Origin of the sequence: Bacteroides sp. 3_2_5 (assembly GCF_000159855.2) — a bacterium.
Taxonomy (GTDB): Bacteria; Bacteroidota; Bacteroidia; order Bacteroidales; family Bacteroidaceae; genus Bacteroides; species Bacteroides fragilis.
The window spans coordinates 331,665-347,288 of sequence record NZ_JH636046.1 but is presented as its reverse complement, the minus strand read 5'-3'; the positions used below and the strand labels follow the sequence as shown (position 1 = coordinate 347,288).

12 protein-coding genes are annotated in these 15,624 nt (G+C 41.1%); 7 read left to right on the top strand and 5 right to left on the bottom strand.

The features are described 5' to 3' along the window. Window positions 1–14 precede the first annotated feature (14 nt). The 4 genes from BSHG_RS00750 to xerD form a co-directional block, all read right to left on the bottom strand. Complete coding sequence (locus BSHG_RS00750; RefSeq protein ID WP_008661626.1) at window positions 15–1,553, bottom strand: YifB family Mg chelatase-like AAA ATPase; 1,539 nt, start codon at window positions 1,551–1,553, stop codon at window positions 15–17. A 33-nt stretch (window positions 1,554–1,586) separates the two neighbouring features. Then, complete coding sequence (locus BSHG_RS00755; RefSeq protein WP_005791938.1) at window positions 1,587–2,657, bottom strand: TlpA disulfide reductase family protein; 1,071 nt, start codon at window positions 2,655–2,657, stop codon at window positions 1,587–1,589. 111 nt (window positions 2,658–2,768) lie between these two features. Continuing rightward, window positions 2,769–4,460 (bottom strand): tetratricopeptide repeat protein, encoded by a 1,692-nt coding sequence (locus tag BSHG_RS00760; RefSeq protein ID WP_008661623.1) that lies wholly within the window; start codon window positions 4,458–4,460, stop codon window positions 2,769–2,771. Window positions 4,461–4,670: 210 nt separating this feature from the next. Beyond that, window positions 4,671–5,624 (bottom strand): site-specific tyrosine recombinase XerD, encoded by a 954-nt coding sequence (xerD, locus tag BSHG_RS00765; RefSeq protein ID WP_008661622.1) that lies wholly within the window; start codon window positions 5,622–5,624, stop codon window positions 4,671–4,673. 73 nt (window positions 5,625–5,697) lie between these two features. Here xerD and aroQ point away from each other — a divergent pair, with 73 nt between their 5' ends. The 5 genes from aroQ (at window position 5,698) to BSHG_RS00790 (ending at window position 10,137) form a co-directional block, all read left to right on the top strand. Next, window positions 5,698–6,117, top strand: coding sequence for a type II 3-dehydroquinate dehydratase (gene aroQ / locus BSHG_RS00770; protein WP_005791941.1), 420 nt, complete (start codon window positions 5,698–5,700; stop codon window positions 6,115–6,117). A 27-nt stretch (window positions 6,118–6,144) separates the two neighbouring features. After that, window positions 6,145–7,602: a pyruvate kinase gene (pyk, locus tag BSHG_RS00775; protein WP_008661620.1), complete on the top strand. Its 1,458-nt coding sequence runs from the start codon at window positions 6,145–6,147 to the stop codon at window positions 7,600–7,602. A gap of 8 nt (window positions 7,603–7,610) precedes the next feature. After that, window positions 7,611–8,249 (top strand): O-methyltransferase, encoded by a 639-nt coding sequence (locus BSHG_RS00780; RefSeq protein WP_005791943.1) that lies wholly within the window; start codon window positions 7,611–7,613, stop codon window positions 8,247–8,249. 320 nt (window positions 8,250–8,569) lie between these two features. Next, window positions 8,570–8,902 (top strand): 30S ribosome-binding factor RbfA, encoded by a 333-nt coding sequence (gene rbfA / locus BSHG_RS00785; RefSeq protein ID WP_005791944.1) that lies wholly within the window; start codon window positions 8,570–8,572, stop codon window positions 8,900–8,902. Next, on the top strand, window positions 8,899–10,137 hold the full coding sequence (locus BSHG_RS00790; protein WP_008661617.1) for an FtsX-like permease family protein: 1,239 nt from the start codon (window positions 8,899–8,901) through the stop codon (window positions 10,135–10,137). Before rbfA ends, BSHG_RS00790 begins: the two co-directional genes overlap by 4 nt. 243 nt (window positions 10,138–10,380) lie before the next feature. On the opposite strand, the gene BSHG_RS00795 is transcribed toward BSHG_RS00790, so the two are convergent. Beyond that, window positions 10,381–10,932, bottom strand: coding sequence for an RNA polymerase sigma-70 factor (locus BSHG_RS00795; protein ID WP_005791946.1), 552 nt, complete (start codon window positions 10,930–10,932; stop codon window positions 10,381–10,383). Between the two features lie 129 nt (window positions 10,933–11,061). Between BSHG_RS00795 and BSHG_RS00800 the strand changes: the two genes are divergently transcribed. Together BSHG_RS00800 and BSHG_RS00805 are read left to right on the top strand one after the other, a co-directional pair. Beyond that, window positions 11,062–12,042: a FecR family protein gene (locus tag BSHG_RS00800; RefSeq protein ID WP_008661614.1), complete on the top strand. Its 981-nt coding sequence runs from the start codon at window positions 11,062–11,064 to the stop codon at window positions 12,040–12,042. A gap of 48 nt (window positions 12,043–12,090) precedes the next feature. Next, window positions 12,091–15,603: a SusC/RagA family TonB-linked outer membrane protein gene (locus BSHG_RS00805; protein WP_008661612.1), complete on the top strand. Its 3,513-nt coding sequence runs from the start codon at window positions 12,091–12,093 to the stop codon at window positions 15,601–15,603. The last annotated feature ends 21 nt before the right edge of the window (window positions 15,604–15,624 follow it).

The window sequence follows — 15,624 nt, the reverse complement described above, 5'->3', positions numbered from 1 at the left end:
TTTTATTCTTGACGTTACCCGGCCCAATTTTCCCGATCTAAATTCCGATAACTGATTGCCTCTGCCAAATGGCTGGGTTGTATTTGTTCGCTTTCTTCTAAATCAGCTATTGTGCGGGATACTTTTAAGATACGATCATAGGCACGGGCTGAAAGATTCAGGCGTTCCATGGCATTCTTTAGCAGTAATAGCCCTTTCGTGTCAGGTTGTGCAAAAGAAGAAAGTTGCTTGCTGGTCATCTGGGCATTACAATAAGTTCCCGGATAGCCGGAAAATCTTTCTTCCTGTTTCTGGCGGGCTTTGATTACCCTTTGGCGAATGGCAGCGCTGGATTCTCCCTGTTGCCGGTCTGAAATCTTTTCAAATGGTACGGGAACTATTTCAATTTGGATATCTATTCGGTCCAGCAGGGGGCCGGATATTTTATTCAGGTATTTTTGTACTTGTCCCGGATTGCAGACACATGGTTTTGTCGGGTGATTGTAGTAGCCACAAGGACACGGATTCATGGAGGCTACCAACATGAAGCTGGCCGGATAGTCAATAGTGCTTTTCACTCGTGAAATGGTTATACGCCGGTCTTCAAGAGGTTGACGCAATACTTCGAGCACGCTACGATTAAATTCCGGGAGTTCATCCAGGAAGAGTACCCCGTTATGTGCTAGGCTGATCTCTCCCGGTTGTGGGAAACTGCCTCCTCCTACCATCGCTACTTGTGAGATGGTGTGATGCGGGTCCCTGAAAGGCCGCTGAGATATCAGAGAGGAATTGCGTCCTAATTTACCAGCGACCGAATGTATTTTGGTTGTTTCAAGGCTTTCTCCCAAGGATAAGGGGGGAAGTATGGAAGGTAATCTTTTGGCCATCATTGATTTACCACTTCCGGGGGCTCCTACCATAATTAAATTGTGTCCTCCTGCCGCCGCTACCTCAAGTGCCCGTTTAACGTTCTCTTGGCCTTTTACATCTGCAAAATCGTATTCAAAATCACTCTGACACGCATAAAATTCTTCACGGGTATTGACTATGGTTGGTGTCAGTTCACGTTTACCATTGATGAACTCAATTACTTCCTGTATATTATTTACTCCATATACTGACAGATTATTGACTACCGCCGCTTCCCGTGCATTTTGTGAAGGTACGATTAATCCGTCAAATCCCTCTTCGCGTGCTTTGATGGCTATAGGTAAGGCTCCTTTGATGGGTTGGATAGTTCCGTCAAGACTTAATTCACCCATCATCATGTAACGTGATAGCTTCTGGCATGAGATTGTTTCGCCAGCTGCAAGCATGCCAATGGCCAGGGGGAGATCATAGGATGAACCCTCTTTGCGAATATCTGCCGGAGCCATATTAATGACTATATTGCTGGTTGGCATTTTGTAGCCGGTCACTTGTAAGGCAGACAGAATGCGCTGATGGCTTTCTTTAACGGCTGAATCAGGAAGACCTACCATGTAGAACATGCATCCTCGTGAACTGTTGACTTCTATTGTAATGAGGGTTGCTTCAATGCCTTGTACAGCCGCTCCGAATACTTTTATTAGCACGTGTTTTCAATGATTTTAGGTTAGTAACTCGGTTTAGCGGATAGATTTCCCTGGTTTTTTCTCTTCCGTTTTTAGTAATTCTTTCAGCTTATCGGTAAGCGCTTCTCCCTGGATATCTCTTGCTAGAATTTTGCCGGTGGGAGAGAGCAGTATATTAGTAGGAAGCGTCAGTATGGCATATTGTTTGGCTGTTTCCGAACTAAGTCCTGTAAAATCACATACTTGATCCCAGCTCAAAGTATCCTTCTTAATGGCTGTTTCCCATGCTTCTCTATCTATGTCGAGTGATATTCCCAACATTGCGAAATTTTTGTTTTTCTTATATTCCTTATTCAGTCTTTTTAATTCTGCATTGGCTTCAGGTTGCGGATCACACCATGAAGCCCAGAAATTAAGCAGGAGATATCTATTTCTGAATCTCTCGGCAGAACGTGATAATTTCTCGCCTTTTTCATTGGGTAAACTAAAGTAAGGAGCAGATTTCCCGACAGTCACTTTTTCCAATTGATCGATGTAGTCGCTGATATTCTCGATATACGGGCGGTCGAGGAGTGCACCTGTCATAGCCTCAGTTATTTCTTTTATTTTGATATAGTCTGGTTGCGGAGTCTGTACAAAGTATTTATCCAGCAGATAAACACTTGCCAATGAAGAGTTGTGTTGGCGGATAAATGTTTCGGCCTTCTCCTGCATCATTTTGTCTGATGCACTGCCTAAGCCTCTTTGTTCTTTCATAAAAAGGCTCAAACTCGTATTTGGTTCATTGCCATTTATGTCCAGATAGCTGAGATCATCAATATTTCCTTTGATCGTAATTTGATTTCCTTTATCCAAAAAAACAGGATACTCTACATGACCGTTTATCAGGAGTACGGCTGTAGTCAGTGTGTCAATTACTGTAGAATCGATATTGAGGTTGTAGCTGAATTTGCCTTTCTCTGCATAAATCGTATCTATACGATCGTACAAAGCATCTGTCCCATACAGGTAGAGTGTGTCATTAGTCAATCCCTTGATCTCGCCTTCCAGACTGATCCTGGAACTGTTGTTTTTGCATGCAAGTAAGCAAAATATGGTAATAAATAGAAGCCCTATCTTTCTCATTCTTCATTCTTTTTTGCGAAAGTAAGGGTTTTGTGGATAAAAAAAAAGAATTGTCCGTCATTTGTGTGACGGACAACTCTCTTTTTTATGTTTTGCTCAATGAAGTCTCGCTTATTTTACGATGCTCATGAAATCTGCATTCGTATAATATTTAGCGAACTCAAGATCTGTAGCAGCTTTCTTAGCCAGAGCCGGGTTTTTAGCTACAGCACTCTTCAAGCTGCTTGTCAGCATAGAAGTGTTGTTAGTTCTTGCACCCAAAACAGCCATCAGGTAGTCTGTGTAAGCATCCGGAGTTGCGATACCGGCCAATGTGTTTTTAGCTTTGTTGTAGTCCTTAGCAAGGATCTGTGCCAAAGCAGCACTATTTGTTTTAGTATCACCAAATGCGTTAACTGCTCTTTCGTATTGTCCCTGAGCTACGTACAGGTTACCCAGTGTTTCGTTCAGTTCTTTTGCACCGGCAGCCTTGCCTAAGTAAGATTCAGCAGCAGCTTTGTCACCTTTAGCAAGAGCGATCAGACCTAAGTTCATGTTTACTTCAGGTGCAGATTTAATGCTTTCTGCTTTCTTCACGTATGATTGAGCTTTGTCCAGATCACCTGCCTGATAAGCCAGTTTACCCAAGTTGTTGAATGCACGATAGTCATTCGGGAACTGCTGAGAAGCTTTAGTATAGATGTCAGCTTTCTTAGCCGGGTCGTTAGTCAGTGTAGCAGCGTACAGAATTTCCTCTATGTTCAACTGTTTCGGATCTGTTGCAGCCAGATTAGCGATTTCTTCGTCAGACTTACCGATGATTTCATAGTTCAAAGTCAAACGAGAACGACGCAACTGCGGCAAAATTTCGTCAGCCAAAGTTTTGTAAACAGAAGAGATGTTCTTAATTTCAGTTTCTCTTTGTTCAGGATCCTGATACATAGACAAAACGCGAAGGATCAATTCTTTATCCTGAATGTTTGATTTAGAAACCAGTTCTTGGAAACCTTCCCAGTCCTGTGCAGTATATTTAGCATCAACCGGAACTTCAATTTTAGCTTTCTTCAGGTCTTTGTTGATCAGTTTGGTTGTGTTACCTTCACGGTTTTCAGCCAACCCTGTATTCAACTTCACACCACCATCGGGAGAAGCGTAAGCAGAAATTTCGATATTGCTGATCTTCTTGTTTTCAGCATCGTTTACATTAGCAACTTCTTTGTTGAATTCCTTAGCAGTCTTCAATTCGCTTGAGCGGATGTTAGCCTGTTGGATAAGGAACATAATGTTAGCGTTGTGTGCTTCTTTGATGATACGTTGGAAAGCGTCGTCACCCAAAGCCGGATTAGCACTGCTCAAAGTGTTGTTAATCAATTCAGAAGTAGAGATCACACCGTCTGCGATTTTTACAGCAGGGATAGCGATTGTTTTCTTTCCGACTTTTGCGTTGAACTCAAGGTAAAGTTCAGATTTTGCCATTTCAGGAACGTAGTCGAATGTAGTTTTCATCGTGTAATTACCACCCATCTTGTAAGAGATAGTCTGGTCGTTACCTTCTACTTTTTCACCCTGGAATACGGCAGGCTGTCCTTTAACTTGTCCACCCTCCCATTTCAGAACCGGAGTTACTTCAACAACTGCGTTCTTTTTGAAATACTTTTCAGGGAACTTTCCGTTGATAGTCACAGGAACTTTACCACCTACAGCTTCCAGTACCTGAGGAGTCGTAGTGAAGTAATCAGATGACAGTGCACCCATTTTGTTGCTACATGATGACAATGCAACAACCAATGCCATAAGTAAAGGCAAATACAACTTCTTGATCATTTTAGGTATAAATTAAATGTTTGTAATTGAAATTTTGTCTATTCAATATGCATCTGTGGATTGCCCATAAATGCCACGCAAAGATATTAATTCTTATACATTTAGGCAAATACACTCTTAATTTTATTATAATTTAATGAAAACTATCGTGTTTACGGGTTGTTTAGCACTATTTTCCTTCTTAAACAACACCAAATCAGCCTCTATTGTTTACCGAAACGGCTTTTTTTCTTGTCGGTATTTGATGTTGCGTGGATGATGTTCTATGATTTCACTTCGCAACATATTGCGGTCGATGTGGGTGTAGATTTCGGTAGTCGAAATAGACTCATGCCCCAACATGCATTGGATAGCCCGCAGATTGGCGCCTCCTTCAAGTAAGTGTGTCGCAAAGGAGTGGCGGAATGTGTGCGGACTGATATTTTGGGTAATTCCCGCCATATCGGCCAGCTCTTTGATGAGATGAAAGATCATGATTCGTGATAAATGGGTACCTCGCCTGCTTAAAAACAGATAATCTTCATGATCTTTTTTTATATTGATCCGATTTCGATCCAAGAAATAAAGCTTTATTTCCTGGATCGCTTTGGGAGAGATAGGGACTAATCGTTGCTTGCTGCCCTTTCCTTCTACTTTAATGAAACCTTCGTCAAAGTACAAGTCTGATAGTTTTAGTCCGGTTAACTCGGAAACCCGTAATCCACAGCTGTAAAGCGTTTCCAGGATTGCCCGATTTCGTTGCCCTTCGTTCTTACTCAGGTCTATTGTCGAAATAATCCGGTCTATTTCTTCTACGGTCAGTACTTCCGGAAGTTTAAATCCGATTTTGGGACCTTCCAGCAATTCGCTGGGATCGGCTTCTATATAATCAGCTATAATCAAAAAGTGGAAAAAGGATTTAATACCTGAAATGATACGTGCCTGTGAACGGGCGTGGATACCAATATCATGTAATCCGGCAGCAAAGCGTTGAAGATCTGTCAGGCTGACTTCAAGTATCTCCACGCCTTCGGCTGATAGAAAACTTAGTAACTTCTCCAGGTCTGTCAAGTAAGCCTCCAGTGTGTTTTTGGATAAGGACTTTTCCAGTTTCAGATACTGTTGGTACTTTTTGATAATCAGCCCTTGCTCATCCTTCTTTTTTGTTTTTTCCTCTAATTTCATTTCTTTTTTCTACCTTTGCACCTTGAAATATTGTTCTCGAAGACAAAGGTATTAAAAATAGCAGGATTGTGTTATGAGGATACAAATTATTAATGGTCCCAATATTAATCTTTTGGGCAAGCGTGAACCTTCTATATATGGAAGCGTTACATTTGAAGAGTATTTGGCTGAACTTCGTAAAAAATATCCCGATGTGGAACTGGGATATTTCCAGTCGAATGTTGAAGGGGAAATCATAGATATTATTCAGCAAACCGGATTCGATGTGGATGGGATCATATTGAACGCAGGAGCTTATACACACACTTCCATTGCTTTGCAGGACGCTATCCGCTCCGTAACCTCTCCTGTAATTGAAGTTCATATATCCAATGTTCATGCCCGTGAGCAGTTCCGCCATGTATCTATGATTGCTTGTGCTTGTAAAGGTGTTATTTGTGGATTTGGATTGAACTCATATCGTCTGGCACTCGAAGCTTTATTAGATAAATAGGTATAAATATAAATAGGTAGATAGATTATGTTGCTGAAACAGACTAAAATCGTAGCTTCCATCTCAGACAGACGTTGCGATGTAGATTTTATAAAAGAGTTGTTTGATGCAGGGATGAATGTGGTTCGTATGAACACAGCCCACGCCAGTCGTGAAGGTTTTGAGGCGTTGATTGCCAATGTGCGTGCCGTGTCCAATCGCATTGCCATCCTTATGGATACCAAGGGACCGGAAGTGCGTACCACTGCCAATGCGGACCCCATACTTTATCAGATCGGTGAGAAAGTTAAAATCGTAGGAGATCCCGATCGTGAGACTACCCGTGAATGCATTGCCGTTTCATATCCGAATTTTGTGCATGACCTGAATGTAGGGGGGACTATTTTGATAGATGATGGTGACCTTGAATTGCGAGTTATTGATAAAACAACCGAATACTTACTTTGTGAAGTCCAGAACGAGGCAACTTTGGGGAGCCGTAAGAGTGTAAACGTTCCGGGTGTTCGTATCAATCTCCCCTCTTTAACCGAGAAAGATCGTAATAACATCCTTTATGCCATAGAGAAAGATATCGATTTCATTGCTCATTCTTTTGTGCGTAACCGCCAGGATGTGCTTGATATCCGTGGAATACTGGACGCTCACAATAGTGATATCCGCATTATTGCCAAGATCGAAAATCAGGAAGGTGTCGATAACATTGATGAGATCCTGGAAGTTGCCGATGGAGTAATGGTAGCTCGTGGTGACTTGGGTATTGAAGTACCGCAGGAACGTATTCCGGGAATTCAGCGTATGTTGATACGCAAATGTATCCTTGCCAAAAAACCGGTAATCGTGGCAACACAAATGTTGCATACGATGATTAATAATCCACGTCCGACTCGTGCGGAAGTAACCGATATTGCCAATGCAATCTATTACCGTACAGACGCTTTGATGTTGAGTGGTGAGACTGCCTATGGCAAATATCCTGTAGAGGCCGTGAAAACGATGACTAAGATTGCTGCACAGGCTGAGAAGGACAAGTTGGGGGAGAATGACATTCGCATTCCTTTGGACGAAAACAGTAATGATGTCACAGCTTTCCTTGCTAAACAAGCTGTAAAAGCAACTACTAAGCTAAAGATACGTGCCATCATTACAGATAGCTATCAAGGGCGTACTGCACGCAATTTGGCAGCTTTCCGTGGTAAATATCCGGTACTTGCAATTTGTTATAAGGAGAAGACTATGCGTCACCTTGCACTTTCTTATGGTGTGGAAGCGATTTATATGCCTGAACTTGCCAACGGGCAGGAGTACTATTTTGCAGCTCTGCGCCGTTTGTTGAAAGAAGGACGTTTGCATCCAACTGATATGGTGGGTTATCTGAGTAGCGGTAAAGCCGGAACGCAGACTTCTTTCCTCGAAATCAATGTCGTGGAAGATGCTTTGAAGCATGCCGGTGATAGTGTGTTGCCTAATAGCAACCGTTATTTATAAGAGACGAGATGAAAGAGACCGATCTTTTAGACGAATATATCTTGCAGCATATCGATGAGGAAGGTGAATACTTGAAATCTCTTTATCGGGATACGCATGTTAAACTCCTGCGTCCTCGTATGGCTTCCGGTCATCTGCAGGGACGTATGTTGAAGATGTTTGTTCGTATGATACGGCCTCGCCAAATATTGGAAATAGGGACTTATAGTGGCTATTCCGCTCTTTGTCTGGCCGAGGGGCTTGAGGAGGGCGGAATGCTTCACACATTCGAGATTAATGATGAACAAGAAGACTTTACCCGTCCCTGGCTCGAAAACTCAGCTTATGCTGATAAAATTAAATTTTATATTGGGGATGCTCTCCGGTTAATACCTGCATTGGGCATTACGTTTGATCTTGCTTTTGTGGATGGTGACAAACGTAAGTATATTGAATATTATGAAATGACTCTTGCACATCTTTCTGTAGGAGGTTATATCATAGCTGATAACACTTTGTGGGATGGTCATGTGCTTGAAGAACCACATAGCAATGATCACCAGACGATCGGAATCAAGGCTTTCAATGAGTTGGTGGCACATGATGAACGGGTAGAAAAAGTAATTCTGCCTTTACGTGACGGGTTGACTATAATTCGTAAAAAGTAGAATGACTTTTCGTTGTTTGGGCTGTGATAAGTGATTGTAATAGCTGGCTGTCCATCTTCTTGTATTCGTTGATAATTGCTTTAAATCTTTTCTGTAGAGTCGGTTTATTTCAGACCGACATTTTATTTCAAAAGTGTATGTTTTCTTGTAACGTCTGCTTATGTGCTTTCCGTGAAGATCGTTTTTTGAATAATAATTCAATAATGAAAATTAAAAATAACATATTATTGGCCTATCAAACGATATATTTCTATAACTTTGTGTTCTATTGTAACAAGTACTAATTGCTTGTTTGATAAAATAATTACGTAGAAAAATTTATGGAAACAACGAGACAAAACAAGATATCACGTCTGTTACAGAAAGAACTCAGTGAGATTTTTCTGTTGCAGACTAAAGCTATGCCCGGTGTACTGGTATCAGTAAGCGCTGTACGTATCAGTCCCGACATGAGTATAGCTCGTGTATATCTTAGTATCTTCCCTTCTGAAAAGAGTGAAGAAATGGTAAAGAATATCAATAATAATATGAAGTCCATTCGTTTCGAACTCGGTACTCGTGTTCGTCATCAGTTACGTATCATTCCTGAATTGAAGTTTTTCGTGGATGATTCGTTGGACTACATTGAAAAGATAGATGCTTTGTTGAAGTGAACCTCCCCTTCTACATAGCCCGGCGATATCTTTTCTCAAAGAAAAAGCACAATGCCATCAATATCATTTCTGCTATTTCTGTGTGTGGAGTGGCATTGGCTACGATGGCGATGGTGTGTACACTTTCCGTATTCAACGGTTTTCAGGATACAGTGGCCGATCTGTTTACTGTATTTGATCCGGAACTGAAAGTGACGATTGCCGAAGGGAAAGTTTTTGATGCACAGGACCCTCGTATTCAAGCTATCCGGCAGATGCCGGAAGTAGATGTGCTGACTGAAACACTTGAAGAGAATGCGATGGTACGATATAAGGACCGCCAGACGATGGCCGTCATAAAGGGAGTACAAAATAATTTTGAGCAGTTGACTGCGATAGATAGTATCCTTTATGGTGCAGGTGAGTTTTTGTTGAATGATTCTATTGTTGATTACGGGGTGATGGGAATAGAGCTTGTCTCTACATTGGGGACTGGAATCAGATTTGTTGATCCGTTGCAGATATATATTCCTAAAAGGAGCGGAAAGGTTAATATGGCGAATCCGGCTGCTTCCTTTAATATGGATTATTTGTATTCGCCCGGTGTTGTGTTTGTGGTCAATCAGCAGAAATATGACGGACAGTATATTCTTACTTCGTTGGATTTTGCCCGACGTTTGCTTGACTATACTACCGAAGTGTCTGCAATAGAACTAAAGTTAAAACCCGGCTCTGATCTTTCCTTCGTCAAAGCAAAGATTAAGAAAGAACTGGGAGATGATTTTGTTATTCGTAACCGCTACGAACAACAGGAAGATGTATTTCGTATCATGGAGATAGAGAAACTGGTTTCATATTTGTTTCTCACTTTTATCTTAGTGATTGCCTGTTTTAATGTGATAGGTTCGTTGTCGATGCTTATTCTGGATAAAAAGGAAGATGTGGATACGCTTCGCAAGCTTGGAGCTAACGATCGGTTGGTTTCGCGTATTTTCCTTTTTGAAGGATGTATGATTTCCTTTTATGGAGCCATAATCGGAATTGTACTCGGATTGCTGTTGTGCTGGGTTCAGATGACGTACGGGATTATTTCATTGGGTGGAGGTAGTGCTGCAGGAAATTTTGTAGTTGATGCTTATCCGGTCAGTGTACATTTGTGGGATGTCATCGTGATATTTATTACCGTTTTTGCTGTCGGATTCTTGTCCGTCTGGTATCCGGTAAGGTATCTAAGTAAACGTTTACTAAAAATGTAGAGAACATTTTTATCGGCATAATTGTTCTATTAGTCGATTTCCATTTCTTATTTTTATAGAAATGTTTATTTTTGATTTATTAATGAAAATCATCATGTTTATATATAGTGTTAATAGTATCTCTGTGAAGAGAGAATTGTTATGTAAGTGTAATACCTCTCTATGAAAGAAAGTTTCGTTTTTCATAAAAAACTGATGATCGGCGCTGTTCTGTCCCAACGGGGAAGAGCAGCGCTACTTCATTTATAATGAAAGGAACAGTAAATAGAGTTTGATGTTTTTTCGTAGAAACTTTAGGGCATCGGAGATGTGGTGTTCCACTGTTCTTTCTGATATTTGTAGTCTTTCTGCAATTTCGCGATAAGAAAGTTCCTCATCCCTGCTTAAACGAAACACTTCCTGCTGCCGGGGAGGCAGCATTGAGATCAGTGCTGAGATATGTGTGCGCAGATTGGCTGCGTCCAATTCTTCTTCTATATCGTATGATTCTTCGACAGCTTCTATCACTGATAGTTGGTAGAAGGGTTCATTCAGATTCTTACGGGAACGGTTGAAAACAAGGTTGCGCATCGTGATAAATAAGTATCCGGCAAAATTTTGTTCTTCATCCAAAGCTTCCCGATTCTCCCAAATTTTAATAAAAACTTCTTGAACGATTTCTTCCACATCGACCGCAGAGGTGATGTAAAGTCGCGTAAAATTGTAAACCTTAGCCCAATAAGAGCGATAGAGGAATGCAAAGGCGGCTTTATCATTGCAGGTCTTTAGTTTAATAATTGCTTCTTTTTCGTTCATTAAGCGTTACGTTTGAATTACAAATATAGCATACTCAATTTATAAAACAGAAAAAAAGCCGAAAACATATAGGGGGGAATTTTATAAATAGTGTATTTATGGATAGATTTATAAATATAGCTTGGATTTTTGGAAAGAAATATAAAGAATATGAAGATTTCTAATAAATATGATAGGCTTGTCCGCAAATTGATTGCAGGTGAGTCTTCTTCGGAAGAAATGGAAGAGCTGGCACATTGGAATGTTGTGGAGACGAAAATGAAAAAACAATTCGATGCGGCAAAAAATATAGTGGAAAATGGTGCTATTGAAAGAAGGATCTGGGATAAGATTGACTCCAGATGCCAGGCTCCTGTTGAGCGTAGTCAGAAACTTCAACTCAGATATTGGAGGGTTGCACTAGCTGCATGTATTACGGCTTTATTGATTATCGGAGGTGGTATTTTCTTTTTTGATAAAGGGCATACAGCTTCACAGCGTATAATTGAGTATACTGAAGTTGTTTCTTCAAATAGCCGGTTGTATGTACTTCCCGACAGTTCAAAAGTCTGGATGCAGGCTGGGAGCCGTCTTCGTTTTTCACAGGATTTTATGAGTAACCGGGAAGTATGGCTGGAGGGAGTGTCTACTTTTGAAGTAACTAAGCGTAAAGGACATAATTTTAAAGTATATATCGATCAGGCATTTGTCGAAGTCAAAGGAACGGTCTTTCGTGTGCAGTCTACCTGTCAGGATGGTACGGAGGTGACTCTTTTTAGTGGAAAGGTTGACTTCAATGTGAAGGCTTCACAGAGAAAAGTTGAAATGAAACCTTTGCAGCAGATTGTTTTTCATCCCGAAAAAGATGAAGTGATATTAAAGAACATAGGTAATATCAGTTGGGATGAAGGGCGTTATAAATTTGTCGACATGCGCATGGATGATTTAATAGAAGCTATTCATGATATTTACCACATTCCGGTAGAACTCGATAGGAAAGTAGCTCGCAATGACTTGTTCACGGGTTATATGCGCTATGATGACCCTGCCTCTAAAGTCATCGAAAAGATTTGTATTAATATGAATTTGAAATTTAAAAAAGAAACACAGAAAATCATTATTTATAAATAATCGCTTTTATCAATCACTAATTAATCGTATAATCAAAAAATGAAAGACATGAGACTATGTTTTAGCGTCTGTAACAGGCGTTTTCTGACAGGCGTAATTATGTTTATGCTCCTGTATCCTATGTCCGTTTTTGCCGTGCAAGGACAGATAACCGTGCAGGGAAAAGCAATGAGCATTAAACAGGCTATTCAAGTTATTGAGAAGAACAGTAAATATACGTTCTTCTACAAGGCGGCCGATTTGAGCAATGCAAAGATCCGTGACATCCATTGTGAAGGTTCCATAGAGGAAGTGCTGAATGTTTTGTTTAAAGATAGCGGTATCAGCTATGTTATCAAAGACAATGAGGTTATTCTGAAGAGTACCCCGGTAGTGGTTGCAACGCCACAACAGAGTAATAAGATCGTTGTGAAAGGCAATATCAGGGATACTTTGGGTGAATCGGTCATTGGAGCTACCATTATGGAGAAAAATAATGCTCAAAATGGTTCTATCAGTGATATAAATGGAGATTTCTCCTTGTCGGTAAGTCCGGGTGCTGTTATTGTTATCTCTTACATTGGTTATGTAACGCAAGAATTGAAAGCCATAGCGGGGGCCCCTCTGAAAGTAGTACTGAAGGATGATTCCCGTACTTTGGATGAAGTGGTGGTAGTTGGTTTCGGTTCACAAAAGAAAGCGAACCTGACGGGGGCCGTTTCATCTATTAAAATGGACGAAATTATTGGCGATCGTCCCATAATGACGGCTTCTGATGCATTGCAAGGTACAGTTCCGGGACTGCTGGTTTCTAATAGTGGAAATGCTCCGGGTAGCGGAAAGTCATTCCAGTTGCGTGGTGCCTATTCGGTGGGTATCAAGAATAGCGACGGATCTTATGGTGCCAATGTCGCTCCCCTTATCTTGATTGATAACGTAGAGGGGAGTCTCGATATGTTGAATCCGGAAGATATTGAGACCGTAACTGTATTGAAAGATGCCGCTTCGGCAGCTATTTATGGTGCACGTGCAGCCGGCGGTGTTGTCTTAGTGACTACCAAGCGTCCGAAAGAAGCTACGGCCTTTCGTCTGAATTATAATAATAATTTTGGTTTTGCTACTGCAACCAATCTGCCTAAACAGGCATCTTTGATGGATTATCTGCAGGCTTATCAGGACGGGGGATATTCTGATGCTTATTGGTCGTATGGTTCACCCAGCGTTTCAAAGTGGAAAGAATACCTCACACAGTATAGGCAGGATCCTTCATCTATCAAAACTGTAGGTGACGGTATTTTCGCAGATACGGATGGAGCTTTGTATTATTTGAATGAGCATGATCCCTATAAGAATTTTATGGAGACCAGCTTCCAGATGAACCACAATCTTTCTGTATCCGGTGGTACGGATAAATTGCGTTATCGTATGTCGGCGGGATATGTATCGACGGACGGTGTGCTGATCACCGATAAAGACACCTATGAGCGCTTGAACATCAATTCCTATATTTCTGCTGATATAACCAAATGGTTTACCCAGGAGTTGACTATGAGTTATGCACGTACCAATCAGTCGCAACCTAATTCCGGTTTGGGAAGTATGTTTGGCAGTAATCAGGTTTCTTATCAGCCGGAAGGTAATATGCCTTCGGATGTTTGTTCTACAATTTCTCAGGATTTGCCTTTCAACACACCGCGCAACCAGGTATTGTTAGCAAATAAATGGAAAAAGTCGTATGATAATCCGCGTGTTTTCGTGAAATCTATTCTGAAACCGTTCAAAGGTTTTGAGGCAGTATTCGAGTATACATTTGACAAGAACATGTATGATTATAATTTCTATACCGGAAAAACTCAGTATACAGATATTCAGGGAGGTAATAACATCTGGAATGCAGCAAAAGATTATTTGCAGAAAGAGAAGCAATTTACCGACTACAATGCTTTCAATATTTACGGAACATACAAGTTTGATCTCAACAAAGACCATCATTTCAGTGTAATGGCCGGTTTCAACCAGGAGTCCAAGTATACAGAAGGTGTAAATGTATTGTCTTATAATCAGGCTGTTGTTGAAGTACCGGCATTGGGTTCGGGTACAGGTGACCTGAAAGCGACAGACAGTTATAATGAATACTCTGTTCGAGGAGGATTTTTCCGGGTCAATTACAACTATATGGATAAGTATTTGCTGGAAGTGAACGGTCGTTACGATGGTTCATCCAAGTTCCCGAAAGATTCCCGTTTTGGTTTCTTCCCATCTGTATCTTTGGGTTGGAACGTAGCTCAGGAAAAGTTTATGGAAGTTACGCGCAATTATATTGACGGTCTGAAGATTCGGGCATCTTACGGTGTGATCGGTAACCAGAATGTAGTGAACTATGCATACTTCCCAACTATGAGCGTTAGCAATAAATACAACGGTTGGCTGTCTGGAGGTGATTATGTAACTGCTATCAACTCTTTACCGAATCTGGTAAGTACAAGCTTTACTTGGGAAAAAGTGGCCACTACGGATATCGGACTCGACTTGAATATGTTCGGTAATCGTATGAATGTTGTGTTCGACTGGTATCAGCGTGATACAAAAGGAATGTTGGCTCCGGGTATGCAGCTTCCTGCTGTGGTAGGTGCAAGTTCTCCTTTCCAGAATACAGCCGATATGCGTACTCGTGGTTGGGAACTGGCAGTGAACTGGAGAGACCGTATCGGTAAGTTCAACTATCGTGTCGGATTCAATCTTTCTGATAGCTATTCTGAAATTACTAAGTACGACGACAATGCTGCTTCTAAGCTGCTGAGTAATTTTTATCCGGGACAGAGACTGGGAGAAATCTGGGGATATGAAGTGGACGGATTCTATACGGTAGATGATTTTGTAGATACTAATAGTTGGAAACTTAAAGATGGAGTGGCCTCTATTAAAGGTGTCAGTCCGCGTCCTGGTGACTTGAAGTTCAAAAATCTCCGTGATGATGACAAAAGTACAAATCAGATTGATAGCGGAGACGGTACATTAGATAATCCCGGCGACCAGAAAGTAATAGGCAATAGCCTGCCTAAATATCTGTATGGTATTACTCTCGGTGCTAATTATAAGGGTTTCGACTTGAATATTATGATGCAGGGAACCGGCCAGCGTGATGCATGGATTGCCAATAACCTGGTATTCCCGATGTATATTTATTCAGTAAACGATATCAAATACCAACCGCTGTTTGATGGTTTGACTGACTATTGGAGGCCGGTAGATGCAGCCAATGGAGATTACACTGCCGTAAATCCGAATGCCAAATATCCGCGTATGTATGGACAAAATCCTACAGTCGGCTCCAATTACGGACGTAAGACAGATAAATATTTATCTAATGCCGCTTACTTCCGCATCAAGAACGTTACTTTGTCGTATACCGTTCCTAAAACATGGATATCCCGAATCGGCTTAAATCAGTTAAAGGGTTTTGTCAGTGTAGAAAATCTGGCAACTTTCTCTTCATTACCTTCAGGTATCGATCCCGAAACTCTGAGCTGGAACTATCCGGCATTCCGTACCGTTTCGTTTGGTATCAACTTTACATTATAAACGCATAATCAAGAATTAAAA